This is a genomic window from Streptomyces griseoloalbus (assembly GCA_014650015.1).
GTDB classification, from domain to species: domain Bacteria; phylum Actinomycetota; class Actinomycetes; order Streptomycetales; family Streptomycetaceae; genus Streptomyces; species Streptomyces griseoloalbus.
This window is the reverse complement of record BMUD01000006.1, coordinates 175,763-202,093: the sequence shown is the minus strand read 5'-3', so window position 1 is coordinate 202,093 and position 26,331 is coordinate 175,763. Positions and strand designations below refer to the sequence as shown.

The window sequence follows — 26,331 nt, the reverse complement described above, 5'->3', positions numbered from 1 at the left end:
CCGGGGCCGCCCGGCAGCGCGTTCGGCGGACTCGGCGGATCCGGCGGACTCAGCGGATCTCGATGGTGATCGTCGAACCCTTGGGCGCGGTGTCGCCACCGTCCACGGACTGGCCCTTGACGGTGTCGCCGAACAGGCCGAGCAGCCCCCGGTCCTCCTTCACCCCGAACCCGGCGCCCTCCAGCTTCTCCTTGGCCTCGTCGACGCTGTCACCGACCACGTCCGGCACCGCGATCATCTCGGGGCCCTTGGACAGCGTCAGCGTGACGGTGCTGCCCTCGGCGGCCTGACGGCCGACGCCCGGGGTCTGCCGGGCGACCCGGCCCGCGTCGTGCGGGGAGTTGACCCGCTCGGTGGCGATCTTCACCTCGAGGCCGGCCCGCTGCAGCGCGGCGCGGGCGTCCGTGACATCGTCACCGACCACCTCGGGCACACTCACCGGGCGGCCCTTGCTCACGGTCAGCGCCACCGCGGAACTCGCGCGGACCTTGGTGCCCTTGCCCGGCTCCGTGGAGATCACGGAGCCCCGCGGCACGGTTCCACTGAACTCGCGGGTGACCATGCCCGGCTCCAGGCCCTCGTCCTCCAGCAGCGACCGCGCGTTGTCCAGCGGGTAGCCGTCGAGGTCGGGCACCCGGACGGTCTGCGGGCCCTTGGAGAGGGTGAGCGACACCGAGTCGTGGCTGCGGATGCGGGCGCCCGCCTTCGGATCGGTGCTGATCACCGTGCCCCGCTCGACGGTGTCGCTGTACGCCTCCTTCACCTGGCCGACGTCCAGCCCGGCATCCGCCAGCCGGTCCGCGGCCTCCTCCTCGGTCTTCGCCAGCAGCGGCGGGACCTTGGTGAACTGGCCGGAGTTGATGTACCACACGCCGGTGCCGGCCCCGAGGACCAGCAGTACGACCACGACGATCGCCATCGGGCCGCGCCGCAGCGCCGTACGGCGCCGGGGCGGCAGCGGCGGCGGGGACTGGAGCCGGCTGGTGCGGTGCAAGGAGTCCGCCGCGTCGTCGCGCCCCTCGTCCTCGTCGACCGGCAGCGGGCGGGGCACCGTCAGCGCGCGCGGGATGACACTCGTACGGTCCCCGGCGTTGTCGTGCTCCGCCGTCAGCGCCTGCGGCGGCACCGCGTCGAGCTGCTCGGCACCGAGCCGGCCGCGCGCCGCGCGGACCTGCGCGAGGAGCGCCACCGCGTCGTGCGGACGGGCCTCGGGGTCGCGGGCGGTCCCCGACGCGACCAGCTCGTCCAGCTCGTACGCCATCCCGGGCACGGTGGCCGACGGGGGCGGCACGTCGTCGTGCAGGTGCTTGTAGAGCACGATCGCGGGGGAGTCGCCGTCGTGCGGCTTCTCGCCGGTCAGCATCTCGTACAGCAGGATGCCGCAGGCGTAGACGTCCACGCGGGGGTCGGCGGTGCCGGCCTCGATCTGCTCCGGCGCCAGGTACGAGACCGTGCCGAGCACGGTGCCCGTGGTGTTCGTCACCGTGTCCACGGCGCGGACCAGCCCGAAGTCGGCGACCTTGACCCGGCCGTCGTCCCCGATCAGCACGTTCTCGGGCTTCATGTCCCGGTGCACGAACCCGGCCCGGTGCGCCGCGCCGAGCGCGGCCAGCACCGGCTCCAGGATGTCCAGCGCGGCCCGCGGCTGGAGCGCCCCGCGCTCGCGCAGCACGTCGCGCAGGGTGCAGCCGGCGACGTACTCCATCGCCAGGTAGACGTACGCCCCGTCGGTGCCCTGGTCGAAGACCTGCACCACGTTCGGGTGGGCCAGCCGGGCGACCGACTTGGCCTCGCGGATGAACCGCTCGACGAAGGAGACGTCGGCGGCGAGGGAGGGGTGCATCACCTTGAGCGCGAGGATGCGGTCCAGACGGGTGTCCACGGCCCGGTAGACCGTGGCCATCCCGCCGACCGCGATCCGCGCGTCGACGCGATACCGGCCGTCGAGCACCTGCCCGACCAGAGGGTCCTGAAGGGTCGTGTCCACGCACGAGAGTCTACGAGCCCCCACCGACACCCCCGCCCCGTTCACCCCCGTTGGAGCGGACCTGTGACGTGCGCCGCCTCACCGCGCGGGCGGGCCCGCCCGCCGGCGCTCACGGGGTGCCGCCCGGCGATCCACCGCAACCGCGGGGAGATCCGGGAGATCTTCGCCCGGGAGATGAGCGAGTGGGGCCGCCCCGCCCCCGAAGGGCTGACCGACACGCCCGCCGAACTCGCCGAGGCCGCGCCCACCCGTGCCGCCCAGCGGCCCGACCGCCCGCGGTGACGCGCAGGCCCTAGAAGGCGGGCCGCTCCGGATCCAGCACAGCCAGCCCCTGCGCGGGAGACGACGCCTCGGCGAAGTGCCGCCGCGGGATCCGCCCCGCCAACCGGGCCAGCCGCCCCGCCTCCACCGCACACCGCATGGCGGAAGCCATCAGCACGGGCTCCTGAGCCCGAGTGACCGCCGACGCCAGCATCACCCCCGCACACCCCAGCTCCATCGCCAGCGCCGCGTCCGACGCCGTCCCCGCCCCCGCGTCCAGAATCACCGGCACGCGCGCGTGCTCCACGATCAACTGGAAGTTGTGCGGGTTCCGGATCCCCAGCCCCGACCCGATCGGCGACCCCAGCGGCATGATCGCCGCACAGCCGACGTCCTCCAGCTTCCGCGCCAGCACCGGGTCGTCGTTGGTGTACGGCAGCACCGTGAACCCGTCGTCGACCAGTGTCTCCGCCGCCTCCAGCAGTTCGATCGGGTCCGGCAGCAGGGTCCGCTCGTCGGCGATGACCTCCAGCTTGATCAGATCGGTACCGAGCGCCTCCCGCGCGAGACGCGCCGTGAGCACGGCCTCCCCGGCGGTGAAGCAGCCCGCGGTGTTCGGCAGCACCCGGATGCCGAGCCGCTCCAGCACCGACAGCACGGAGCCGTGCACCGAGGGGTCCACCCGCCGCATCGCGACGGTCGTCAGCTCCGTACCGGACGCCACCAGCGCCCGCTCCAGCACGTCGAGGCTCGGCGCCCCGCCGGTGCCCATGATCAGGCGGGACGTGAAGGACGTATCGCCGAGGACGAACGGATCGTCGGCCATGGTCAGCCTCCTTGGACGGCGGTGAGGACTTCCACCCGGTCCCCGTGCGCGAGGGGGGTGGTGGGCCACTGCGCGCGCGGGACGACGGTTTCGTTGAGGGCGGCGGCCACTCCCGAGGGCGCCGCGGTGAGCGTCCTGACGACGAGGTCGAGAGCCGTGCCGGGCGCGAACGTGCGGGGCTCCCCGTTGACCGAGACGGTGACCGTGGCGTTCATGCGGGCTGCTCCGTGAGGACGGCGGCGCCGAAGCGCCGGGGGGTGAACGGGCGGGCCTCCTCCGGCAGTTCACCGGTGGTCAGGGCATGCGCCATGACGTCGCCGGTGACCGGCGTCAGCAGGACGCCGTTGCGGTAGTGGCCGGTGGCCAGCAGCAGACCCTCGAGACCGGTCGGGCCGAGCAGCGGCGCGTTGTCGGGGGACCCGGGACGCAGTCCGGCCCGGGTCTCGGTCAGCGGCAGCTCGGTGATCCCGGGGACGAGCTCGTGGGCGTCGCGCAGCAGCTCGTACACGCCGCCCGCGGTGACCGTCGTGTCCCAGCCCATCTCCTCGCTGGTCGCGCCGATCACCAGCTCGCCGCTCTCGCGCGGCACGAGATAGACGTGGCTGCCGCGCACCACGGCCCGCACGGTCCGGTTCAGGAACGGACCGAGGCGCGCGGGCATCGTCAGCCGTACCACCTGCCCCTTCACGGGACGCACGGGCGGCAGGACATCCGGTGGGACGTCCGCGAGCCGTCCGCTGAGGCTGCCTCCGGCGAGCACCACCTGTCCGGCGCCCAGCTCGGTGCCGTCGGCGGTGACGACGCCCGTCGCCCGGTCCCCCGCGAGGGCGAGCCGCTCGGCCCACGCCCGGTGGACGACCACGCCCGCCCGCTCACAGGCGGTCACCAGGGCGGCCGCCAGCCGTCGCGGATCGATCTGGTGGTCGCCGTCCACCCGCAGACCGCCGCGCACACCCGGCGCGAGCATCGGCTCCAGGCGCCGGCACTCCCGCCCGGACAGCCACTGCGAGTCCAGGCCCGAACGCTGTTGCAGGGCGTGCAGTTCCCGCAGATGGGCGCGGTCGTCGGCGTCCAGCGCCACGGCGAGCGTGCCGCACCTGCGGTAGCCGAGGTCGTGGCCGGTCAGCTCGGTCAGCTCGGCCGCGAAGTCGGGGTAGCGCCGCGCGGAGGCGAGGTTGAGACCGAGCAGGGTCTGCTCGCCGTAGTGCAGTTCCGTGACGGCCGCCAGCATTCCGGCGGCCACCCGGGCGGCGCCGCCGCCCGGCTCGGGGTCCACCACGGCCGTGGCCAGACCGCGCTGCGCGGCCCGCCACGCCGTGACCAGACCGATGATTCCGCCCCCGACGACGAGGACGTCTGACGTATGCGTGGGCGACATGGGCGTCCAGCCCCTCCCTTCGCCGGCATGACCCGGATCAGGTTCGTACGGTCGGAGGCCGCCAGCCTCCCTCTCAGCCCGGTGCGTCCGGGCTCCCGCGAGTGTTTTACGACGGCCACCCTAGCCCTCGGCGCACCGGCCGGGTAAGGGAGCCTCCGCCCGGCACGCCCGCGCGACGGGCTCGTCCCCGCTCGTCTCCCCGCCCGTCCCCGCCGGAACCGGCTGATCGATGCGCTGTCAGGTGCCTATGGTGATCGGGTGAGCGAGCAGACGCAGCAACCGGGACGGTCCGAGCCGCGGCGAGTGGTGGTGGCGGGCGCGGGCATGGCCGGGGTGCGGACCGCGACCGCCCTGCGGGAGCAGGGCTTCACCGGCACCGTGACCGTGATCGGCGCGGAGCCCCACCAGCCCTACGACCGGCCGCCGCTGTCGAAGGCGGTGCTGCTCGGCACGGCCGAGGGTTCCGCCTTCGACGTCGACTTCGAGGAACTCGGCATCGAGCTGCGGCTCGGCTGCGAGGTGCTCGGCCTGCGCCCCGGCGACCACGAGCTGGACACGGAGAACGGGCCCGTCCCGTACGACGTGCTGGTGATCGCCACCGGTGCGGAACCGGTGCGGCTGCCGGGCGCCGAGGGCGTCCCCGGCGTGCATCTGCTGCGCACCCTGGACGACGCCGAACGGCTGCGGCCGGTCCTCGCGCGACAGCACGACATCGTGGTGGTCGGCGCCGGCTGGATCGGCGCGGAGTTCGCCACGGCGGCACGTGAGGCGGGCTGCGCGGTCACCGTCGTGGAGGCCGAGGAACGGCCGCTCGTCGAGGCCCTGCCCGCCGAGGTGGCGGCCCCGATGACCGCCTGGTACGCCGAGGCCGGGGTCGTGCTGCGCACGCACGCGCGCGTGGAGCGGGTCGAGCCCGGCGTCGTGGTCCTGGACGACGGCTCGCGGCTGCCCGCCGGCGCCGTGGTCGTCGGCATCGGGGCCCGGCCCGCCACGGCCTGGCTGGCGGGCTCCGGGATCGAGCTCGGGCAGCGGGGGGAGGTGGTGGCCGACCGTCATCTGATGACCTCCGTGCCGGACGTGTACGCGGTCGGGGACTGCGCGTCCTTCCCGTCGGGGCGCTATGGCGAGCGTCTGCTGGTCCACCACTGGGACAACGCTCTCCAGGGGCCGCGCACGGTCGCCGTGAACATCCTCGGCGTCGCCACCGGCCGGGCGCCGGCGGTGTACGACCCGGTGCCGTACTTCTGGTCCGAGCAGTTCGGGCGCTTCGTGCAGTACGCGGGGCATCACGCGGACGCCGACCGGACCGTGTGGCGCGGGGACCCCTCGGGGACGGCGTGGAGCGTGTGCTGGCTCCGGGAGTCCCGCCTGATCGCGCTGCTCGCGGTGGGGCGGCCCCGGGACCTGGCCCAGGGGCGCCGGCTGATCGAGGCGGGCACGGTGATGGACGCCGGGCTGCTGGCGGATCCGGCCGCGCCGTTGAAGTCGGCGACGGCGTGACCCCGGTCCGGCGTGTCCGTGACGCTTCGGTCCGGCGTGTCCGTGACGCCCCGCTCCGGTGGGCCGGGGCGACGCGTCCGCCCGGGTGGACGGGGCTGACTTCCGACTGTCAGTGGCAGGTGGCAGGCTTGGACCCGTGACCGAGATTGACGCAAAGATCGATGCTCTCGTCCCCGCCTGGCTCACTCTCCCCGACATCGCCGACATGCTCGGCGTCGAGGTGACGCGCGTCCGGCAGCTGGTCAAGGAGGGCCAGCTCATCGCCGTACGCCGAGGTGAGAACCGCGCGCTGCACGTCCCCGCCGCCTTCATCGACGGGGACAAGGTGGTCAAGGGCCTGACCGGGACCCTGACGCTCCTGCGGGACGACGGCTTCACGGTCGAAGAGATGCTGGAGTGGCTCTTCACTCCCGACCCCACCCTGCCGGGCACGCCCGCACAGGCACTGAGCGAGAACCGTGGCACGGAGGTGAAGCGCCGGGCCCAGGCGCTCGCGGTCTGACCCGCGTCCGACCGACGCAGCCGAAGAACCACCCGGCGCCACGCGACGACGTGGCGCCGCCCCTTAGGGCCGGTCTGACCATTCGCGTCGTCGCCCGCAGGGCAGGCGGGAATGGTCAGACAGGCCCCAGCAACACCGGCCGGGGCATCCCGTGCCCCGGCCGCCGGCCCCGCAGGGGGTGTCCCGCGGTGGACGAGCCATCGGCATAGGGTCCCTCCGGGTGCGCGCCGCGCCGGCCCGTGGCGGGCGGGGGCGCGCTCGCCGATGACACACCGGGCCCGCCGGGTCCGTACGCCACTGACATTCCGGGGGTACCCGCATGACCGACACCGCTCGCGCCCGGCTCGCCGACGCCCGGGTGTACCTCTGCACCGATGCCCGCAAGCGGCAGGGCGATCTCGCGGAGTTCCTGGACGCGGTCCTGTCCGGCGGGGTCGACATCGTGCAGCTCCGGGACAAGGGCATGGAGGCCGGCGAGGAGCTGGAGCACCTGGCGGTCCTCGCGGACGCCTGCGCCCGGCACGGCAAGCTGCTCGCGGTCAACGACCGCGCGGACGTCGCCCACGCCGCCCGCGCCGACGTCCTCCACCTCGGCCAGGGCGACCTCCCCGTCCCCGCCGCCCGTGCCGTCCTCGGCGACGGCATCCTCGTCGGCCGCTCCACCCACGCCGAGTCCGAGGCCGCTGCGGCGGCCGTCCAGCCCGGCGTGGACTACTTCTGCACCGGTCCCTGCTGGCCCACCCCCACCAAGCCCGGCCGCCACGCGCCCGGCCTGGACCTGGTCCGGTACACCGCGGCCCTCGGCACCGACCGCCCCTGGTTCGCGATCGGCGGCATCGACCTCGGAAATCTCGACGAGGTCCTGGACGCCGGGGCCCGCCGGGTCGTCGTCGTCCGCGCCCTCACCGACGCGGACGACCCGGGCGCGGCGGCCGCCGAGTTCGCCAAGCGGCTGCGGCAGGCCGCTCGGGACGCCGGCTGACCCGTGTGCGTCCAGGGTTGTCCAAGGGATGGACAACAAGTCGGCTTTTCCGGCAAATCTCCCGCATGCGGTTGGGGTACCGCCGTCCCCTGGCTAACCTGCCGGTATGGCCCTCGGAACCGCATCCACCAGGACTGATCGCGCACGCACCGTGCGCGACATGCTCGCCGCCGGAAAGACGACGTACTCGTTCGAGTTCTGGGCCCCCAAGACGGAGAAGGGCGAGCGCAACCTGTGGGACGCGCTCCGCAGGGTCGAGGCCGCCGCCCCCAGCTTCGTCTCCGTGACGTACGGCGCGGGCGGCTCCACCCGCGCGGGCACGGTGAAGGCGACCGAGCGGATCGCCGCCGACACGACCCTGACCCCGGTCGCCCACCTCACCGCGGTCGACCACTCCATCGCGGAGCTGCGCAACATCATCGGCCAGTACGCCGACGCCGGGATCCGGAACATGCTCGCCGTGCGCGGCGACCCGCCCGGTGACCCGATGGGCGACTGGGTGCCGCACCCGCAAGGCCTGACCTACGCCGCCGAACTCGTCCGGCTCATCAAGGAGTCGGGCGACTTCTGCGTCGGCGTCGCCGCCTTCCCGGAGATGCATCCGCGCTCGGCCGACTGGGACACGGACGTCGCCCGCTTCGTCGACAAGTGCCGGGCCGGCGCCGACTACGCGATCACCCAGATGTTCTTCCAGCCCGAGTCCTATCTGCGCCTGCGTGACCGAGTCGACGCGGCCGGCTGCGACACCCCGGTGATTCCCGAGGTCATGCCGGTGACCAGCGTGAAGATGCTGGAACGGTTGCCAAAACTCAGTAACGCATCGTTCCCGGACACCCTCAAAGAGCGGATCCTCACAGCGAAGGACGATCCGGCGGCGGTACGCTCCATTGGCATCGAGTTCGCCACGGAGTTCTGCGCGCGGCTGCTGGCCGAAGGAGTGCCCGGACTGCACTTCATCACGCTGAACAACTCCACGGCGACGCTGGAAATCTACGAGAACCTGGGCCTGCACCACCCACCGCGGGCCTAGACCGGTCGCACGCACATACGACACACTGCGTAGCGACCACTGGGAGAGGGGCGTACATGGGCTGGACGGTCCTCTACATCGCGTTCGGCATCGTCGCGCTGTGGTTGCTCGGCGAGGTGCTGCTGCAGTACAAGGCACGGCTGCGCTGGAGGCTGCTCGCCTTCGGCGGCTTCCTCGGTGTCGTGCTCGGTGTGCTGATCCCGTCCGTCGTCGTCATCGGGCTGGGCGCCGCCGCCTTCGCGGTCGGCCAGACCTACGTCACGCTGTCGTTCCGCCGCGGCTTCGCGTCCGGCTGGGCGGTCAACGCGCCGATGCTGGCCGCAGCCAAGGGCCGCCGCGGCGGCCGCGGGCGCCAGGAACCGACCCTGGAGGTCTCCGACCTGGAGGCGTCCGCCGGCGGCTACGGTGGCGAGGACGACGGCCGGCACGACCGGGCCGCCCACGGCACGGACGACGACTACGACCGCGACGACGTGTTCACCCCCGTGCGCGCCGCCCAGCCGACGGCCGCCGACACCACCGCCGTCTACGAGCCGCAGCCCCTGCCCGACGACACCGGTTCCTACGGCGTCTACGGCGGTGACCCCGGATACGCGGCCCCGTCCCAGGACCAGTACGCGGCGGCCGCGCACGGAGCCGACCAGAACCACGCCTACGACTACTCCGGCTACGGCCAGCAGCAGGGCTACGACGCCACGGACCAGCAGCAGTACGCCGCCTACTCCGACCCGTACATCGGCAACCCGACCTACGGCGCCACCTCGTACGACACCGGCTACGCCGACCCCCAGCAGTACGGCCAGCAGGGCTACGCCCAGGACCCGTACGCCGGCACCTACGCCGCCGAGACCCCGGCCGGCGGCCTGTGGGTCCCGCAGCAGCGCAGCCCCGAGGACCCGTACGGCGGTGAACTCCCGCCGGAGCAGCCGTACCCGTACCAGGGCGACGGGCAGACCCACGGGAACGGCGGCGGCAACGGCAACGGGTACGACGAGCAGTACCGCTACTGACCGCGCTCACTGCGACCCGCGGAACTCCGGTCCCTCCACGATCAGTCCGGCGACCAGCGCCCCCGACATACCGGCGTGCGGGAGACCGCCGCCGGGGTGGGACCAGCCGCCGACCGTGAACAGCCCCGCCAGCCGGGTGCCGTTGGACGGATGCAGCAGCCGCCCGCCCGCCGCCGCCAGGGCCGGCGCCGGCACCGCGCCGCCCCCCGCACCGGTCTCCGCGGCGATGTCGGCCGGGGTGCGCACCTCGTGCCACAGCAGCCGGTCGCGCAGGCCGGGTATCGCCCGCTCGGCGACGGTGACCAGCTTCTCGGCGAGCGCGTCCGGGGCCCCTCCGCCTCCCTCGGGTACCACCGTCGTCACCGTGACCGCCTCGTGGCCGGCGTCCGGGACCAGCGCCGGGTCGTCCGGCCGCAGGACCGTGACCGTGGGGCGGGCGGGCAGGCCCGCGGGCTGTCCGAACAGCGACTCAAGCTCCGTCTCCCGGTCCTCGGTGTGCACGACCGTACGGTGCGGGGTCCCCTCCGGGCGCCCGCCCCGCAGCGCCAGCAGCACCGTGACCCGGCTCGCCGCACTCCGCTGTGCCGGAACCTCGCCCGCACCGCGCACCGGCGTCCCCCGGCCGAGCCGGTCCAGCACCCCGGGAGCCACCCCCGCGACGACGAAGTCCGCCTCCGCCACCGCGCCGTCGGCGAGCTCCACCCCCGCCGCCCGGCCGTCCTTCTCCACGATCCCGGCGACCCCGGCACCGAAGTGGAACTCCACCCGGCGGGCCAGACACCGTTCGTACACCGCCCGCGCCAGCTCCCGCAGGCCGCCCCGCACGTACCAGGTGCCGAAGGCGTGCTCCATGTACGGCAGCACGGCGGCGCTCGCCGGCGCCTCGCGGGGATCGAGGCCGTACGCGAGCGCGTGGCTCTCCAGCAGCGCGATCAGCCGGGGGTCGCGCAGCTCCCAGGCGCCGACCTCGGCGAGCGTGCCCGCGACGCGGGTGCGCAGCAGCTTCTTGTGCGGGACCGCAGGGTAGGGCTCACGCTCGGCGAGGATCTGCCAGTTGGGCCACAGCGGCTCCTCCAGCAGGGGCCGGCGCGACCGGTCCCAGGCCTCCCGGGCCCGCACCAGGAAGTCCCCCCAGCGCCGGGCGGCGGCCGGTCCGAGGGTCTCCTCCAGGGCGGAGACGACGCCCGCGCGCGAGGCGTTGGGCAGCGACACGCGCGTGCCGTCCGCGAACACGTGGTGCGACGACGGATCCACCTGGGCCAGCCCGACGCACTCCTCCAGCGGCTCCCGGCCGGTCTTCACGAACAGATCGCGGTACACCGCGGGCAGGGGGAGCAGCCCGGGTCCGGTGTCGAAGGAGAACCCGTCCCGCTCCAGACGGCGCAGCGCACCGCCGTACGTGTCCGTCCGCTCGTACACCGCCACCCGGTGGCCCGCGACGGCCAGCCGGGCGGCGGCCGCCATCGCGCCCATCCCGGCGCCGATCACCGCAATCCGTGCCATGCCAGGGACTTTATCCGCCGGCACCGACAAGCCCGTCCCCGAGCACCCGCGCCCCCGCCCCGGGGACCAGGCGGCGTCCGGCGGGCGTGGGCACGGGTGCGCAGGGCTGAGTACCCGTACCTAGTCACCGAGATGAGTACGCGCGCGGATGGGGGCCGACCTGCGGGAACGAGAGAGTGGAGACCACGGAGAGGGGCACGGCCCCCGGAACCGGCGACACGGGGCGCCGGAACGGGACGGGCCCGCGATCCGCTCCTTCCGCCGCACCTGTCGGCGGGAGCGAGGCACGGGGGAACCCGGGGGACGACCGCAACGGGGGTTGTGGGGGGACGTACGGGGGAGCAAGGAAGGCGCCGGTCCGACCGGTGGCCCGCGGGGGACGCGGCCACCGCCCGGACCGGCGCCTTCGTACGTCCGAGGCGCCGGGGTGTTCGAAACGTCGAGGGTGTCGACCGGCTCAGGGACGGCCGCTGACCCGCCCCTGGAGCAGCCGGGACAGCGCCGCGTGCACCTCGTCCAGGGAGCGCTCCGGCTGGAAGGACTGCCAGTCCAGCGCGGCCACCAGCACCATGCCGACCAGCGCCGCCGCCGTCAGCGGGACGTCGATCTCCTCGCTGAACTCGCCGCCGGCCACGCCCTCGCGCAGCACGTCCTCGACCACCGCCACGGCCTGCTGCCGCACCACCAGCAGCGTGGACTGCCAGGCCCGGTTGGTGCGCCACAGCTCGGCCACGTACAGCTGGGTGAAGGCCGGATAGCGGTCGATGAAGACCAGCCCCGCGCGGATCATCGCGTCCAGGGCGTCGACCTTGCTGCCGCCCTCCCCGGCCGTCTTCTCGGCCGCCTCCCGCAGCGAGGCGGTCAGCAGACCGACCCCGTGCCGCAGCAACTCCTCGAAGAGGACCGACTTGCTCGCGAAGTTGTAGTAGACCGTGCCCTTCGCGACTCCCGCCCGTTCGGCGATCTCGTCCACGGTGGTGGCGGAGAAGCCCTGTTCGGCGATGAGGGTGACGGCCGCCTCGTAGAGCCTCTGCCGGGTGGCCTCGCGGCGGGCGCTGCCGCCCGGCGTGGTGCTGCTGCTTTCCATGGCCCCGATTGTCACAGCAAGGCCGGTCCGTGCGTTCACAGGCTCAGCTCCGGGTGCGGCCGGTCCAGGGTCCACACCTGACGGCGGCGGGCCGCCGGCCGAGGTCAGCTGGAGCGTCAGCAGCGCCAGGACGAGGAACCGGCCGGCCCCTCCGAAGCGTGCGTGCGGCCACCGCACGATCGCCGCGAAGCACGCCGTCACCAGGAACCCGTATGGCCGATCGAAGCAAAACCCCAGGTCGGAACGGATTGTCAGTGCCATACCTCACGATGTGCGCATACGGCACCTCGTGTCGCAGTGTGCCGTCACGAAGACGACAGGAGGTTCGTCATGGCCAACTCGTCCGCAGCCGCGGCCCGTCGGCACCGCGCAACCCGCCCTGCCCCCTCGCTGAACGGCCCGGCGAGCGACATCCACCCCGTGCCGCGCCGCGCCGCGGCCCCGCCCGCCGCCCTCGACCTGCTCGCCCAGGCGCGTGCCGGACTCGACGAGGCCACCGTCCTCGACACACCCAACGAGCGCTACGCGACGGCCCATCTCGCCGCCCTGCGCACCGCCGCCGCCGTGCTCGCCGCACGCGGGCGGCCCGAGACCTCGCCCCGGGCCCGGGCCAGGATCCGCAGCGCCTGGGAAGTGCTCCCCGAGATCGCCCCCGAGCTGACCGAGTGGAGCGCGCTGTTCGCCTCGGGGGCCCGGCGCCGAGCCCGGGCCGAGGCGGGCATCCAGGGCGCGGCGACCGCCCGGGACGCCGACGACCTGATACGGGACGTGGCGATGTTCCACCGGCTGGTCGAGCGCATGCTCGTTCTCCAGCCGGTCCTCCCACAGCCCCGCGGCGACGGGGACCACCCTCCGGCACCGGCCCCGCACCATGATCCCCGGGGCATACCGGACGCGGGCTGACGGTCACGGGCCCCGCGCCGCCGGACCGCCGTCGGCACCCGTCTCACGGGGGCGCGGGCAGGTGGGCGGGTGCCGCGGGGTAGGCAATAGGGTGGGCAGCGCCTGAACGCCTCCCCGGCCGGTACCCGGCCGGGGAGGGAGCCCGCATGCTCCGCCGAGGTGGCGGTGCCACGCCGAGGAGTCAACTGCCGTGTCGGACCCGATGCGATCCCGCGCCGCTCTCCGTACCGCCGTGGTCCGGGAGGTCCTCCAGGACGCCCTGGAACGCCGGGTCGAGGCCACCGGACGGCAGGCGCTGGACGTCCTCGACACCGGCGGCGGCAGCGGCAACTTCGCGGTGCCCCTCGCCCGGCTCGGCCACCGGGTGACCGTCGTCGACCCCAGCCCCAACGCGCTGTTCGCCCTGGAGCGCCGCGCGGCCGAGGCCGGCGTCGCCGACCGGGTCCAGGGTGTGCAGGGCGACGCCCACGGCCTCTTCGACGTGGCCGAGCGCGGCGGCTACGACGCCGTGCTGTGCCACGGCGTCCTGGAGTACGTCGACGACCCGGCCGAGGGCGTCCGCAACGCGGTGGCCGCCCTGCGCCCCGACGGCGTCCTCAGCCTGCTCGCCGCGGGCCTCGGCGGTGCGGTGCTCGCCCGCGCCCTCGCCGGTCACTTCACGGAGGCCAAGCAGGCGCTCGACGACCCGAACGGCCGATGGGGCACGGGCGACCCCATGCCGCGCCGCTTCACCGCCGACCAGCTCACCGCGCTCGTGGAGGGCGCCGGCCTCAGGGTCGGTGCCGTGCACGGCGTGCGCGTCTTCGCCGACCTCGTCCCCGGTGTGCTCGTCGACACCGAGCCCGGAGCCCTGGACGCGCTGCTGAAGCTGGAGGCCGCGGCGGCCGAGCTCGCCGCCTTCCACGCCGTGGCCACCCAACTCCATGTGCTCGGTGAGACGCAGGGGACCGGCGCGGCCTGAGCGCTCGGGCGTGGCGCGCCGCTGATCAGCGGCGCGTCCGTCGTCCCCGCTGCGCATGGAGTGCGCCACAGGCCCCCCGAATGGCGGCTTGGCGCCGTATGATCGAAGGAGACCGCCCGGCATGACGGGTCGGCCGCCGGGGAATGAGAAGCCTCAGCGGACCGGGACACGCATGGCGGGATCCGGTTGGCCAATTGGCGCAGAGGGGCGGGTTTCACGGGGGCGATTCCCTGCCTATCCTGAAGGGACCCCCCGGGTCGCCCCGGCGACTGCACGATGAGGAGGACTCCGTGCCGCTCTCGGAGCACGAGCAGCGCATGCTCGAGCAAATGGAGCGAGCGCTGTACGCCGAAGATCCCAAGTTCGCGACGGCGCTCGAGGGAAGCGGGCTGCGTACGTACACCCGGCGACGGGTCTACCAGGCGGTCGCGGGCTTCCTCGTGGGTATTGCGCTCCTCATGGCCGGTATGGTCGCTCAGCAGGTCTGGCTGAGTGTCGTGGGCTTCCTCGTGATGCTGGGCTGCGCGGTACTCGCGGTGACCGGCTGGCGCAAGGCCCCCAAGCCGGGCGAGCAGGCGGCCGGTACCCCGGGTGCGCCGCAGGCGGGCCATCAGGGCAGACAGCGTCGTTCCGTGATGGACCGTATCGAACAGCGCTGGCAGCGCCGCCGCGACGAACAGGGCGGCCACTAGCGCACAGGGTCCCGGCCCAGCAGATACGTGAAGACATGCGTCAGGGGGTGACCACCAAGCCGGTGGTCACCCCCTGACGCATGTCGTCGAGGGACGCGTTCCCGCCGGGGCGTGTCTGCGGGGGGTGCGTCTCCGCCGGGTGTGCACCGAGGGACGTGTCGCCGGGAGATGCGTCCCGCCGGATGCGTCCCGCCGGACGTCTCCCGGTGGACGTCTCCCGCCGGACGTGCCCTCGGGACCGCCGGACGTGCCCTCGGGACCGGTGGGGTGTCCTCAGGACCGGTGGGGTGTCCTCGCTGACCGTGTTCTCGCTGATCGTGTTCTCGCGTCACGTCTCCGTGTTCTCGCGTCACGTCTCCGCGCCCGCCGTCCCGCCCCACATGGCCGGGCGGGACGGCCGAAGCCGTCCCGCCTCGGGGTCAGCCCTGCTGCCGCGACGGCTTCCGCCAGGTCGGCCGCAGCGCGACGACCCGCTCGCGCACGCCGGACCACCAGGCCGACACCGCCCACACCACGCGCACGGTGGAGCGCGGGGCGAACACCGCGCGCAGTCGCGTCCCGCGGCCCGCCGGGGCCCGCAGACCCGCGACCACCCGGCGCACATCGTCCGCCAGACCCGCCACCGGCCGCGGCCTCGGCGCGTACAGGACCTGCTCCACCGCATCGGCCACCCGGTGCACCGACGCCGCCGCACCCTGGTCGAGACGGCCCAGCCGCACGATCCTGGCCGCCGCCCCGCGCGGGGTCAGCGACTCGTCCGGCGAGACGCCGTAGTCCCACGCCGTGTCGGTCAGCTCGTCCCAGACGGCCAGGGCGTACGACCCCGCGTCCGCCTCCGAGCGGCCGTGCGCACCCAGGCGCACCGATCGGGTCCTCGTGCGCCACAGCATCGGCGACAGCGGCAGCACCAGCACGGCGAGACCGGCCAGCGCCCACGCCAGCAGCGCGTACCACTTCGGCCCGTCGCCGTCCGTGGGCAGGGCCGCCTGCGGCGACTCGTCGGCGCAGGCCTCCAGCTTCTTGTCCTGCGCCGTGCAGCTCTCGCTCTGCGAGGGCGCGGCCGACGGCTCCACGGGCGCGGCCCGGGACGGCCGGGCCGGGTCCGGCACCGTGCTGTCGGCGGCGTCCGGCACGGTGTACGACGGCGTCGAACCACGGGTCGGGGTCGGCTCGAAGCGGGTCCAGCCCACGCCCTCGAAGTACAGCTCGGGCCAGGCGTGCGCGTCCCGCAGCCCGACCGCTACCGTGCCGTCCGCCTGCGGGGTGCCGGGCGCGAAGCCCACCGCGACCCGCGCCGGTATCCCCAGCGAACGGGCCATCGACGCCATCGCGAAGGAGAAGTGCACACAGAAGCCCTGCCGGTCGCGCAGGAAGCGGGCGATCGCCTGCGAGCCGCTGCCGACGTCCACCTCGGTGTCGTACTCGAAGCCGCCGTTCAGCGTGAAGTACTCCTGGAGCTCGACCGCCTGTTCGTAGGGGTTGTCCGCGCCCTCGGTGACCTCGCGGGCGGTCCGGGACACCACGCCCGGCAGGGAGTCCGGCAGCTCCGTGTACTCGCGCTCCAGGGCGGGCGGCGGCTCCGGCGCGTCGGACAGCTGCTCGGGCGTGGGCTGCACATGGAGGCTGCGCACCTCGTACGACAGACCGCGCGTGTTCTGCCCGTGGTCGCCGACCAGGGTCATGCCGACCGGTTCGTAGCGCCAGTTGCCCCCGATGCTCACCCCGCTCGGCGGGTACGGCATCGGCAGCCAGTCCTGGCCGTACCCGTCGGCCGTCGAGATCGTCGTGCCGACCTCCGTGCGCCTGGTGTCCGGGCCGAGGCCCGGCGGGGTCGGGAACGTGCCGTCGGGCACGGTGGTGATGGACCGCTTCGACGGCTTCCACGTGGTGCCGTCGAAGTCGTCCAGGGACACGATCCGCAGGTACAGGTCCGACACGTCCGTCATCTCGGAGCGCACCGACATGACCTGGCGGTCCTCGTCCACGTTCAGCGAGTCGCGCAGCGACACCAGAGGGTTCACCGCGGAGATGGTGCCGCCCCCGCCGCTGCCCGAGCCGACGCCCGCGCCGGTGGCGTCCAGCAGACCGCCGTTCATCGCGGGCAGGCCGAGCGGCACCACCAGGGCGATGCCCAGCGCGACCACACCGATCCGCCGGCCGGTGCGCACCGGAGCGACGGCACCGGGCGGCCGGTCGCCCGGTCCGCGGGTCGCCCCGCCGAAGACCCGGCCCCACTGGGAGAGCCGGTCACGTCCCTCGGCGAGCAGCAGCATCAGATAGCCGGCCGCCGCCAGCAGGAACCACAGCCAGTCGACCCCGTTGTCCGCCAGCCCCGCGGCCACCGAGTACAGGGCCAGCAGCGGAAGCCCGGCCGGGGCCGCGCTGCGGAAGGTCACCGCGAGGGCGTCCACCAGCAGCCCGATCACCAGGACACCGCCGACCAGCATCAGCCGGATGCCGTCGGACAGCGGCGCGGGTATCGCGTACCGGCTGACGTCGTCGCCGCCCTGCTCCAGCAGGTCGGCGAAGAAACGGAAGGCGTCCGGTCCGGGTATCAGCCCCGCGACGGCATGCTCGCGCGCGAAGACCAGGGTCAGCAGCACCAGGGTGACAAGGACCTGGGCCCCCACCGTCACCGGACGCGCCAGCGGCACCCGCCGGGCCGCCGCGCCCACACCCGACTGCACCGCCAGCAGCAGCGCCGCCTGAAGCATCCAGGACGCCGGCTCGACCAGCGGAAGCAGGGCGCTCGCCGCCATCAGCGTGGCCGCCCACGCGCACAGTGCCAGCCTCGCCCGCCCGCTGATCACGGTCCCTCCCCACCGCTCGCAGCGGCCAGGCCCGAGCGCTCCCGGTCCGCCTGCCGCCACAGCTCGTCCATCGGAGCGCCCCGCGGCACCGCCAAGGCCGTCCAGCCCGCCTCGCGCAGCATCCGCAGCCGATCCCCGCCCCTGTCCGACGGACCGGGCACGTCGGCCGGTTCCCGCAGCCAGGACTCACTGTCCAGCAGGAAGGCGACGGCGCCTTTGCTGCGCTGCCGCATCCGGGCGAGCACCGCGGCCTGCTCCTCGTCGAGGTCGCCGAGGAAGGCCACCAGCAGCCCCTCGTTCCCCCCGCGCAGCACGTCGTAGGCGCGGGACAGACCGGCCTCGTCGGAGTGGTCCACCACGGCGAGGGTGTCCATCATCAGCCCGGCCGCGTCCGCCGACCCCTGGCTCGCGCCCGCGAACCCGTCGGGCCCCTCGCCCGGCACCGAGCTGCCGGTGTCGGTCAGCAGCCGCACCGAGAACCCCCGCTCCAGCATGTGCACCAGCACGGAGGCCGCCCCCGACACCGCCCACTCGAACGCCGAGTCGGGACCTGCGCCCGAGTAGGCGACGGCCCGGGTGTCCAGCAGCACCGAGCACCGGGCGCGCTGCGGCTGCTCCTCGCGGCGCACCATCAGCTCGCCGTAGCGCGCGGTGGAGCGCCAGTGCACCCGGCGCAGATCGTCGCCGTAGCGGTATCCGCGCGGGATCACGTCGTCCTCGCCGGCCAGCGCCAGCGCACGCTGCCGCCCGTCGCCGTATCCCTTCGCCTCGCCGCTCAGCCGCACCGGCGGCAGCGGCTCCACGCGCGGGATCACCGTCAGCGTGTCGTACGTCGAGAAGGAACGGGTCAGCTCGCACATCCCGAACGGATCGCTCAGCCGCAGCTGGAGCGGGCCCAGCGGATAGCGGCCGCGCAGATCGGAGCGGACCCGGTAGGACACCTCGCGGCGCCCGCCCGCCTCCACCCGGTCCAGCACGAACCGCGGACGCGGACCGAGCACGTACGGCACCCGGTCCTGGAGCATCAGCAGGCCCGTCGGCATCCGCGAGACGTTCTCCATCCGCAGCTGCACCCGCGCCTCGGAGCCGGCGGGCACCCGCCCGGGCGACAGCCGACGGCTGCCGGCGACCCGGTAGCGGGTGCGGTAGAGCACGGCCGCGCACACCAGCGGCAGCACCGACAGCAGCAGCCCGACCCGCAGCAGATCGCTCTGCCCGAGCACATACGCGCAGATCGCGGCCGCCACCCCGGCGGCCAGGAAGGAGCGCCCGCGGGTGGTGAGTCCCGCCAGGGCCGTCCGGACACCGCTGCGGTCGCCCCTGTCGCCCTCCGCGTGGACGGCGCCCGCGGTGGTCATCACAGCCTCCGGGGCGGCTGCTGGCCGTATCCCTGGCCGCCGCGGCCCAGGCCGAGACCGGGCTGCTGCGCGGCCGCCGCGGGCACCGGGGTGCGCTGCAGGATCTCCAGCACCACCTGCTCCGCGGTACGGCGGTTCAGCTGGGCCTGGGCGGTGGGCAGCAGGCGGTGGGCGAGCACGGCCACGGCGAGCGCCTGCACGTCGTCCGGCAGCGCGTACTCCCGGCCGCTGAGGGCCGCGGACGCCTTCGCCGCGCGCAGCAGGTGCAGGGTCGCGCGCGGGGAGGCACCGAGTCTGAGGTCGGGGTGCGTGCGGGTGGCGGAGACCAGCTCCACCGCGTACCTGCGCACCGGCTCGGCCACGTGCACGCCGCGCACCGCCTCGATCAGCTTCAGGATCTCATGGGCGTGCGCCACCGGCTGGAGGTCCTCCAGCGGGGAGACGCCGCCGTGCACGTCCAGCATCTGCAGTTCGGCCTCCGCGCTCGGATAGCCGACCGAGACACGGGCCATGAAACGGTCGCGCTGCGCCTCCGGCAGCGGGTAGGTGCCTTCCATCTCGACCGGGTTCTGCGTCGCGACGACCATGAACGGGCTGGGCAGTTCATAGGTCTTGCCGTCGATGGTGACCTGGCGCTCCTCCATCGACTCCAGCAGCGCCGACTGCGTCTTCGGTGACGCGCGGTTGATCTCGTCGCCGATCACCACCTGCGCGAAGATGGCGCCCGGCTTGAACTCGAAGTCGCGGCGCTGCTGGTCCCAGATGGACACACCGGTGATGTCCGAGGGCAGCAGGTCCGGCGTGAACTGGATCCGCCGCACCGAGCAGTCGATGGACCGCGCCAGTGCCTTGGCCAGCATCGTCTTGCCGACTCCCGGGACGTCCTCGATGAGCAGATGTCCCTCGGCCAGCAATACGGTCAGCGAGAGCCGTACGACCTCGGGCTTCCCCTCGATCACGCCTTCCACCGAACCCCGCACGCGCTCCACCACGGCGGTCAGATCAGTGAGGCTCGCTCGATCGTCATAGGTCGTCACCCGGCCCTCCTCGGCCTTTCCCCACGCTCCGGAGAGGAGCGGGGTCCCCAAATGTCCCGAGCCGACGCCTTGCTGTGCGGACCGGCCCACCCCGAATCACGGACGCCACGCGGGAAAAGTTCCGCGTGACACCACTCCCGCATTCTTGCCGCCGTTACCGATTCGTGTCACTCGCCTGTGGACAACTGGCGGCGACATGTAAGGCTTTGCGGGCTTTGCGAATCCCGGAGTTCAGGTGTCTCCGGGGCGGGCGGCCAGCACTCTCGTCAGGTCAGGCGGGGTCGACCTCGCGCAGCAGGCCCGTCTTCACGTCGAAGACGAAGCCTCGCACGTCGTCGGTGTGCGGCAGGAACGGGGAGGTGCGCACGCGCTGCATCGACTGCCGTACGTCCTGGTCGACGTCCCGGAAGGCCTCCACGGCCCAGGACGGACGCTGTCCCACCTCCATCTCGAGGTCGTGCCGGAATTCCTCGGTGAGGGATTCCAGACCGCAGCCGGTGTGGTGGATGAGGACCACGCTGCGGGTGCCCAGGGCCCGCTGGCTGATGGTCAGCGAGCGGATCACGTCGTCGGTGACGACGCCGCCCGCGTTGCGGATGGTGTGGCAGTCACCGAGCGAGAGGCCGAGCGCGTCGTGCAGGTCCAGGCGCGCGTCCATGCAGGCCACAACCGCGACGTGCAGTACGGGACGGGCGTCCATCCCGGGATCGGTGAAGGCGGCGGCGTACTGCTCGTTGGCCTCGACCAGACGGTCGGTGACCGTGCCGTGGGTGACGGTGGCGTTTCCGGAGCCGGGGGGAACGGATGCAGAAGTCGTCATACCCATGACGTTACTGGTCACAGGGGCGTCAGGCCCGTTGTGAGAGGGGACAAAGAACGTCAGCGGTCCTTGGTGTGAGGTAACCCACAGGGGTGGTGTGAGTTCCCTCCCGCGGGTGATTCGCCCGCCGTACGTCTTGACCCGGCCGCGCGGGCCGCGACGCGCAGGCCGGTTGATTGACCGGGCGACACCGTGGACTAAAGTGACGCGAAGCGGGAGGCGACACCGCCCGCTGCACTGATTTCCCCCGGAGATCCCGGTGACGACCCGGGGAACTCCCCGCGTGCGCGGCGCGTACGCACGGCTCGGCCTCCTCCCGCCGCCGGCCGGCTGACGCCTCCGGCGACGGCCGCCCCTTCACCGGGGGGAGGGCGGGAACCCGGCGGTGCGTGACGGCCGTGCCGGATTTGAGAGGGCCACTTGAGCCAGAGTCGACACGTCCCGGTGATGCTCCAGCGGTGCCTGGACCTGTTGGCGCCCGCCCTGGAGCACCCGGGAGCGGTGGTGGTCGACTGCACCCTCGGCCTCGGCGGCCACAGCGAGGCCCTCCTCCAGCGGTTCCCCGAGGCGCGGCTCGTCGCCCTGGACCGCGACAAGGAAGCCCTGCGCCTCTCGGGCGAGCGGCTCGCGCCGTTCGGTGAGCGGGCCACCCTGGTGCACGCCGTGTACGACGAGCTCCCCGACGTCCTGGCCCGGCTGGGCGTCCCGCGCGTGCAGGGCGTCCTGTTCGACCTCGGGGTGTCCTCCATGCAGCTCGACGAGGCCGGCCGCGGCTTCGCCTACGCCCAGGACGCCCCGCTCGACATGCGGATGGACCAGACGACCGGGATCAGCGCCGCGGAGGTCCTCAACACCTACCCGCCCGGCGAACTCGTCCGCATCCTGCGGGCCTACGGCGAGGAGAAGCAGGCCAAGCGGATCGTGTCCGCCATCGTGCGCGAGCGCGACAAGGAGCCGTTCACGAACAGCGCGCGGCTGGTCGAGCTGATCCGGGACGCGTTGCCGCAGGCCGCCAAGCGCACCGGCGGCAACCCGGCCAAGCGCACCTTCCAGGCCCTGCGGATCGAGGTCAACGGCGAGCTCTCGGTGCTGGAGCGGGCGATCCCGGCGGCGGTGAAGGCGCTCGGCGTCGGCGGACGGATCGCCGTGCTGTCGTACCACTCCCTCGAGGACCGCCTCGTCAAGCAGGTGCTCGCGGCCGGCGCCGCCACCACCGCCCCGCCCGGGCTCCCGGTCGTACCCGAGCACCACCAGCCCCGGCTCAAGCTGCTCACGCGCGGTGCCGAACTTCCCACCGAGGAGGAGATCGCCGAGAACCGGCGCGCGGCCCCCGCGCGGCTGCGCGGCGCCCAGCGGATCCGGGAGGACCTCGATTGAGGCACGTGACGGCGCATGGGGCGGGTGACGACGGGCCGGGCGTACGGGTGGGAACAGCGAACTCAGGGGAGCATGAGTGAGTAGGAAACCCGAACTGAGGGGGAGGCCCGGGCCGAAGGCGCAACCGGGGCAGCAGGGGCGACCCCGGCTGAGGGGCAGGGCGGCCCGGCTCGCGCACCTGCTGCCCACCGGACGCGCCCAGGCGGCGCGCACCCCCTTCGTCCTCCTCGTCGTCCTGCTCCTCGGCGGCGGCCTGATCGGCCTCCTGGTGCTGAACTCCGCCCTCAGCGAGGGCGCTTTCCACCTCGACGACCTCCAGCGGGAGACCAAGAACCTCACCGACGAGGAACAGGCCCTGCAAGGGGACATCGACGCCTACTCCGCCCCCGACGCCCTCCAGGACCGTGCCCGTGAGCTCGGCATGGTGCCCGGCGGCGACCCCGCCTTCCTCGGCCCCGACGGCAAGGTCAAGGGCGTCCCCGGCGCCGCCTCCGCCGTCCGGGCCCCGCTGGTCCTCGCCCCCGAGGCGCTGGCCACCGCGTCGGTCCCGGCCTCCGACTCGGCACCGGCGGCCGCCACCCCGATCCCCGACCCCACGCCCTCCGCGTCGACATCGAATCCCGGCAGGTGACGGAAGTGTCCGACAGGGAACCGCCCCTCCGCCGGGTGCCCGGACCCGCCAGGCCCGTCCGACCGGGCGCCGGGCGCCCCGGACCCGGTGCCGGACGGCGCCCGGGACCCGGCGCCCAACCGGCCCGCCGGCCCGCGGGGCCCCGGACCGGGGCTCCGAAGGCCATCCGGCTGGGCAGTCCGCGCCCCCGCCTGCGCCTGGTCGGCGTGCTCCTGACCCTGGTGCTGCTCGCCTTCGTCGTACGCCTCTTCCAGGTGCAGGCCGTCGACGCGAGCACCTACGCCGCCAAGGCCGAGCAGAACCGCTACGTCGGGCAGGTGCTGGCCGCCGAACGCGGCGAGATCACCGACCGGAGTGGCGTGGCCCTGGCGACCAGCGAGGACGCCTACGACATCACCGCCGACCCCACGATGTTCGCCCCGGACGAGCTGGAGATCGACGACGGCCCCGAGCAGGCCGCCGCCCTCCTCGCCCCGATCCTCGACGAGGACCAGGACGACCTCGTCAAGAAGCTGCGGCCGGAGAACGAGGCCCTGCGCTACGTCAAGCTGGCCGGCCGTCAGACCCCGCAGGTCTGGAAGCAGATCAAGGACCTGAAGACCGCGCTCGCGAAGAAGGCGGAGACCGACGAGTCCACCGCCAACGTGCTGGCCGGCGTCTTCTCCGTGCCCACCAGCAAGCGCGTGTACCCCAACAACGAGCTCGCCGCCGGGATACTGGGCTGGGTCAACGCCGAGGGCAAGGGCGGCGGCGGCATCGAGCTCCAGCTGGACAAGCGGCTCGCCGGCAGGGACGGCAAGATCCGCTACGCCCAGTCCGGCGGCCGTCTCGTCCCGACCGCCGGCTCCACCGAGACCCCGGCCGTGCCCGGCAGCGACATCGAGCTCACCATCGACCGCGACATCCAGTGGGCCGCGCAGAACGCCATCGGCAAGCAGGTGAAGGAGTCCGCGGCCGACCGCGGCTACGTCATCGTCCAGGACACCCGCACCGGCCAGGTCCTCGCGATGGCCAACGCGCCCGGCTTCGACCCCAACGACCTCTCCGAGGCGGATCCCACGGCGCTCGGCAACGCCGCCCTCCAGGACGCCTACGAGCCCGGCTCCACCGCCAAGGTCCTCTCGATGGCGGCCGTCCTGGAGGAGAACGCCGCCACCCCCGAGACCCATGTCGTCGTGCCCAACCGGCTGCACCGCGGCGACCGGCTCTTCAAGGACGACATCGACCACCCGACCTGGTACCTCACGCTGAACGGCGTGCTCGCCAAGTCCAGCAACATCGGCACCATCCTCGCCACCGGCCAGCTCGGCAAGACCCAGGCGCAGGCCAACCGGGTCCTCTACGACTACCTGCGCAAGTTCGGCCTGGGCGACCACACCGGGCTGGGCTTCCCCGGCGAGACCAAGGGCATCCTCGCCCCGCCGGACACCTGGTCCACCTCGCAGCAGTACACGATTCCTTTCGGCCAGGGCGTCTCCATCAACGCCATGCAGGCCGCGTCGGTGTACTCGACCATCGCCAACGGCGGCGTCCGTATCGAACCCACGCTGGTGCGCGGTTCCAAGGGCCCCGACGGACGCTTCACGCCCGCCCCGGAGCCCGGGAAGACCCGGGTCGTCAGCGAGAAGACGGCGAAGACGCTCGCCCGGATGCTGGAGTCGGTCGTGGACGACGAGGAGGGCACCGGCACCAAGGCGCGCATCCCGGGCTACCGGGTCGCGGGGAAGACCGGTACGGCGAACCGCGTGGATCCGGCCACCGGCAAGTACCACGGCTACACCTCGTCCTTCGCCGGGTTCGCACCCGCCGACAAGCCCAGGATCACCGTCTACTGCGTCATCCAGAACGCCACCGAGGGCAACTACTTCGGCGGCCAGATCTGCGGACCCGTCTACAAGCAGGTCATGGAGTTCGCCCTGAAGACCCTCCAGGTGCCGCCCACCGGCGCCGCCCCCGCCAAACTCCCGGTCACCTTCACCCCCTGACCCGTACCGAGTACCGAGCCACCAGGAACCACCCCGTGACGACGATCACCCCCGACCCCGGGAACCAGAGCACCCCCCGCCCCTCACTTGGCCCCCGAGCCGGTACGCCCGGTACGCTCACCGCCGTGCCACACGCCGATCAGTCCCAAACCACCCAGAAGGGCCACCCCGTGACATATCCGGGACCGCCCCGTCCGGTTCAGGTCTCCGCCACATCCCTGGCGGAACTCGCCGGTCAGCTGGGTGTCCCCGCGCCGGAGAAGACCGCCGAGATCACGGGCATCACCCACGACTCGCGCGCCGTCCGGCCCGGCGACCTGTACGCCGCCCTCCCGGGCGCCCGCGCCCACGGCGCAGACTTCGTCACCCAGGCCGCCGGCCTCGGCGCGGTCGCCGTGCTCACCGACCCGTCCGGTGCCGAGCGCGTCGCCGAGACCGGGCTGCCCGTGCTGGTGGTCGACGACCCGCGCGCGCGGATGGGCGAGCTGGCGGCCACGATCTACGGCCACCCGGGCCGCGATCTGCTCCAGATCGGCATCACCGGCACCTCCGGCAAGACCACCACCGCCTACCTGGTCGAGGGGGGCCTGAAGACCGTCCGCAGCACGGGTCTGATCGGCACCGTCGAGATGCGCATCGGCGACGAGCGCATCAAGTCCGAGCGGACCACGCCCGAGGCCACCGACCTCCAGGCCCTGTTCGCCGTCATGCGGGAACGCGGCACCGACGCGGTCGCCATGGAGGTCTCCAGCCACGCCCTGGTCCTCGGCCGGGTCGACGGCTGCGTCTTCGACATCGGCGTCTTCACCAACCTCAGCCCGGAACACATGGAGTTCCACTCCGACATGGAGGACTACTTCCGGGCCAAGGCGCAGCTGTTCACGCCGAAACGCAGCAGACTCGGCGTGGTCAACGTCGACGACGAGTACGGCCGCCGCCTCGCCAAGGAGGCCGGCGTCCCGGTCGTCACCTACTCCGCCGAGGGCCACCCCGACGCCGACTGGCGCGCCGAGGACGTCAAGGTCGGTCCGATGGACTCGGCGTTCACCGTGGTCGGCCCCCAGGGCGAGCGGATCACCGCCCGCTCGCCGCTGCCGGGCCCCTTCAACGTCGCCAACACCCTCGCCGCGATCGTCGCCCTCGCCGCCGCCGGGCTCGACCCGCAGGCCGCCGCCGACGGCGTCGCCGCCGTGCCGGGCGTGCCGGGCCGGCTGGAGCGCGTGGACGCCGGACAGCCGTACCTCGCGGTCGTGGACTACGCCCACAAGACCGACGCCGTCGAATCGGTGCTGCGCGCCCTGCGCAAGGTCACCGAGGGCAAGGTGCACGTCGTGCTCGGCTGCGGCGGCGACCGCGACACCACCAAGCGCGCCCCCATGGGCGCCGCCGTCGCGCGGCTGGCCGACACGGCCGTACTGACCTCCGACAACCCCCGCTCCGAGGACCCCCTCGCGATCCTCGCCACCATGCTCCAGGGCGCGGCCTCCGTGCCCGCCCACGAGCGCGGCGAGGTGCAGGTCTTCGAGGACCGTGCCGCCGCGATCGCGGCCGCCGTCGCCCGGGCGCGTCCCGGCGACACCGTGCTGGTCGCCGGCAAGGGCCATGAGCAGGGGCAGGACATCGCCGGGGTGGTGCGTCCCTTCGACGACCGCCAGGTGCTTCGCGAAGCCATCAAGAAGACCCAGGGATGA

Annotated in this window: 23 protein-coding genes and 1 riboswitch; of the genes, 13 read left to right on the top strand and 10 right to left on the bottom strand. The window is 73.5% G+C overall.

Annotated elements, in window-relative coordinates:
* Positions 1–49 precede the first annotated feature (49 nt).
* On the bottom strand, positions 50–1,987 hold the full coding sequence (gene pknB / locus IE178_RS11575) for a Stk1 family PASTA domain-containing Ser/Thr kinase (RefSeq protein WP_193512164.1): 1,938 nt from the start codon (positions 1,985–1,987) through the stop codon (positions 50–52).
* A 63-nt stretch (positions 1,988–2,050) separates the two neighbouring features.
* Here pknB and IE178_RS11570 point away from each other — a divergent pair, with 63 nt between their 5' ends.
* Positions 2,051–2,269: a hypothetical protein gene (locus IE178_RS11570; protein ID WP_193512262.1), complete on the top strand. Its 219-nt coding sequence runs from the start codon at positions 2,051–2,053 to the stop codon at positions 2,267–2,269.
* A 10-nt stretch (positions 2,270–2,279) separates the two neighbouring features.
* On the opposite strand, the gene IE178_RS11565 is transcribed toward IE178_RS11570, so the two are convergent.
* The 3 genes from IE178_RS11565 to thiO all read right to left on the bottom strand — a co-directional run bounded on the left by IE178_RS11565 (position 2,280) and on the right by thiO (position 4,452).
* Positions 2,280–3,074 (bottom strand): thiazole synthase, encoded by a 795-nt coding sequence (locus IE178_RS11565; RefSeq protein ID WP_184763358.1) that lies wholly within the window; start codon positions 3,072–3,074, stop codon positions 2,280–2,282.
* A 2-nt stretch (positions 3,075–3,076) separates the two neighbouring features.
* The gene (gene thiS, locus IE178_RS11560; RefSeq protein ID WP_193512163.1) at positions 3,077–3,289 is read right to left on the bottom strand and encodes a sulfur carrier protein ThiS; all 213 of its coding nucleotides are present in this window, start codon (positions 3,287–3,289) and stop codon (positions 3,077–3,079) included.
* Entirely contained in the window at positions 3,286–4,452 is a 1,167-nt protein-coding gene (thiO, locus tag IE178_RS11555; RefSeq protein WP_184763360.1) for a glycine oxidase ThiO, read from the bottom strand. The genes thiS and thiO overlap by 4 nt, the downstream gene beginning before the upstream one ends.
* Positions 4,450–4,561: riboswitch (TPP riboswitch) on the bottom strand. It overlaps the preceding gene by 3 nt.
* Positions 4,562–4,710: 149 nt before the next feature.
* Here thiO and IE178_RS11550 point away from each other — a divergent pair.
* From IE178_RS11550 to IE178_RS11530, 5 genes are all read left to right on the top strand, one after another.
* Positions 4,711–5,952 carry an NAD(P)/FAD-dependent oxidoreductase gene (locus tag IE178_RS11550; RefSeq protein ID WP_193512162.1) on the top strand — a complete coding sequence of 414 codons (1,242 nt, stop codon included), beginning with the start codon at positions 4,711–4,713 and terminating at the stop codon, positions 5,950–5,952.
* 136 nt (positions 5,953–6,088) lie between these two features.
* Positions 6,089–6,454: an Rv2175c family DNA-binding protein gene (locus tag IE178_RS11545; protein ID WP_184763362.1), complete on the top strand. Its 366-nt coding sequence runs from the start codon at positions 6,089–6,091 to the stop codon at positions 6,452–6,454.
* Between the two features lie 319 nt (positions 6,455–6,773).
* Positions 6,774–7,436 (top strand): thiamine phosphate synthase, encoded by a 663-nt coding sequence (gene thiE / locus IE178_RS11540; RefSeq protein WP_193512161.1) that lies wholly within the window; start codon positions 6,774–6,776, stop codon positions 7,434–7,436.
* Positions 7,437–7,542: 106 nt separating this feature from the next.
* Entirely contained in the window at positions 7,543–8,466 is a 924-nt protein-coding gene (metF, locus tag IE178_RS11535) for a methylenetetrahydrofolate reductase [NAD(P)H] (RefSeq protein ID WP_184763364.1), read from the top strand.
* A gap of 56 nt (positions 8,467–8,522) precedes the next feature.
* Positions 8,523–9,476 (top strand): SCO2102 family sporulation regulator, encoded by a 954-nt coding sequence (locus IE178_RS11530; protein WP_193512160.1) that lies wholly within the window; start codon positions 8,523–8,525, stop codon positions 9,474–9,476.
* Positions 9,477–9,482: 6 nt separating this feature from the next.
* On the opposite strand, the gene IE178_RS11525 is transcribed toward IE178_RS11530, so the two are convergent.
* The gene (locus tag IE178_RS11525; protein ID WP_193512159.1) at positions 9,483–10,979 is read right to left on the bottom strand and encodes a phytoene desaturase family protein; all 1,497 of its coding nucleotides are present in this window, start codon (positions 10,977–10,979) and stop codon (positions 9,483–9,485) included.
* A 457-nt stretch (positions 10,980–11,436) separates the two neighbouring features.
* On the bottom strand, positions 11,437–12,066 hold the full coding sequence (locus IE178_RS11520; RefSeq protein WP_184763367.1) for a TetR/AcrR family transcriptional regulator: 630 nt from the start codon (positions 12,064–12,066) through the stop codon (positions 11,437–11,439).
* Positions 12,067–12,396: 330 nt separating this feature from the next.
* Here IE178_RS11520 and IE178_RS11515 point away from each other — a divergent pair, with 330 nt between their 5' ends.
* From IE178_RS11515 to IE178_RS11505, 3 genes are all read left to right on the top strand, one after another.
* Positions 12,397–12,969, top strand: coding sequence for an SAV_6107 family HEPN domain-containing protein (locus IE178_RS11515; RefSeq protein WP_193512158.1), 573 nt, complete (start codon positions 12,397–12,399; stop codon positions 12,967–12,969).
* Positions 12,970–13,159: 190 nt separating this feature from the next.
* Complete coding sequence (locus IE178_RS11510; protein WP_184763369.1) at positions 13,160–13,930, top strand: class I SAM-dependent methyltransferase; 771 nt, start codon at positions 13,160–13,162, stop codon at positions 13,928–13,930.
* A gap of 290 nt (positions 13,931–14,220) precedes the next feature.
* Positions 14,221–14,622 (top strand): SCO2097 family morphological protein, encoded by a 402-nt coding sequence (locus IE178_RS11505; protein ID WP_184763370.1) that lies wholly within the window; start codon positions 14,221–14,223, stop codon positions 14,620–14,622.
* Positions 14,623–15,041: 419 nt separating this feature from the next.
* On the opposite strand, the gene IE178_RS11500 is transcribed toward IE178_RS11505, so the two are convergent.
* The 4 genes from IE178_RS11500 to IE178_RS11485 form a co-directional block, all read right to left on the bottom strand.
* The gene (locus tag IE178_RS11500) at positions 15,042–17,381 is read right to left on the bottom strand and encodes a transglutaminase TgpA family protein (protein WP_193512257.1); all 2,340 of its coding nucleotides are present in this window, start codon (positions 17,379–17,381) and stop codon (positions 15,042–15,044) included.
* A gap of 47 nt (positions 17,382–17,428) precedes the next feature.
* Entirely contained in the window at positions 17,429–18,790 is a 1,362-nt protein-coding gene (locus tag IE178_RS11495) for a DUF58 domain-containing protein (protein WP_184763371.1), read from the bottom strand.
* Positions 18,790–19,827, bottom strand: coding sequence for an AAA family ATPase (locus IE178_RS11490; protein WP_184763372.1), 1,038 nt, complete (start codon positions 19,825–19,827; stop codon positions 18,790–18,792). The genes IE178_RS11495 and IE178_RS11490 overlap by 1 nt, the downstream gene beginning before the upstream one ends.
* A gap of 271 nt (positions 19,828–20,098) precedes the next feature.
* A complete protein-coding gene (locus tag IE178_RS11485; protein ID WP_184763373.1) occupies positions 20,099–20,647 on the bottom strand; it encodes a beta-class carbonic anhydrase in 549 nt (182 codons plus the stop codon).
* Between the two features lie 420 nt (positions 20,648–21,067).
* On the opposite strand from IE178_RS11485, the gene rsmH reads away from it, so the two are divergent.
* The 4 genes from rsmH to IE178_RS11465 all read left to right on the top strand — a co-directional run bounded on the left by rsmH (position 21,068) and on the right by IE178_RS11465 (position 26,331).
* Positions 21,068–22,024 carry a 16S rRNA (cytosine(1402)-N(4))-methyltransferase RsmH gene (gene rsmH / locus IE178_RS11480; protein ID WP_184763374.1) on the top strand — a complete coding sequence of 319 codons (957 nt, stop codon included), beginning with the start codon at positions 21,068–21,070 and terminating at the stop codon, positions 22,022–22,024.
* A gap of 94 nt (positions 22,025–22,118) precedes the next feature.
* The gene (ftsL, locus tag IE178_RS11475; protein WP_193512256.1) at positions 22,119–22,655 is read left to right on the top strand and encodes a cell division protein FtsL; all 537 of its coding nucleotides are present in this window, start codon (positions 22,119–22,121) and stop codon (positions 22,653–22,655) included.
* A 5-nt stretch (positions 22,656–22,660) separates the two neighbouring features.
* On the top strand, positions 22,661–24,640 hold the full coding sequence (locus IE178_RS11470; RefSeq protein ID WP_438874366.1) for a peptidoglycan D,D-transpeptidase FtsI family protein: 1,980 nt from the start codon (positions 22,661–22,663) through the stop codon (positions 24,638–24,640).
* A gap of 170 nt (positions 24,641–24,810) precedes the next feature.
* Positions 24,811–26,331: a UDP-N-acetylmuramoyl-L-alanyl-D-glutamate--2,6-diaminopimelate ligase gene (locus tag IE178_RS11465; protein ID WP_193512255.1), complete on the top strand. Its 1,521-nt coding sequence runs from the start codon at positions 24,811–24,813 to the stop codon at positions 26,329–26,331.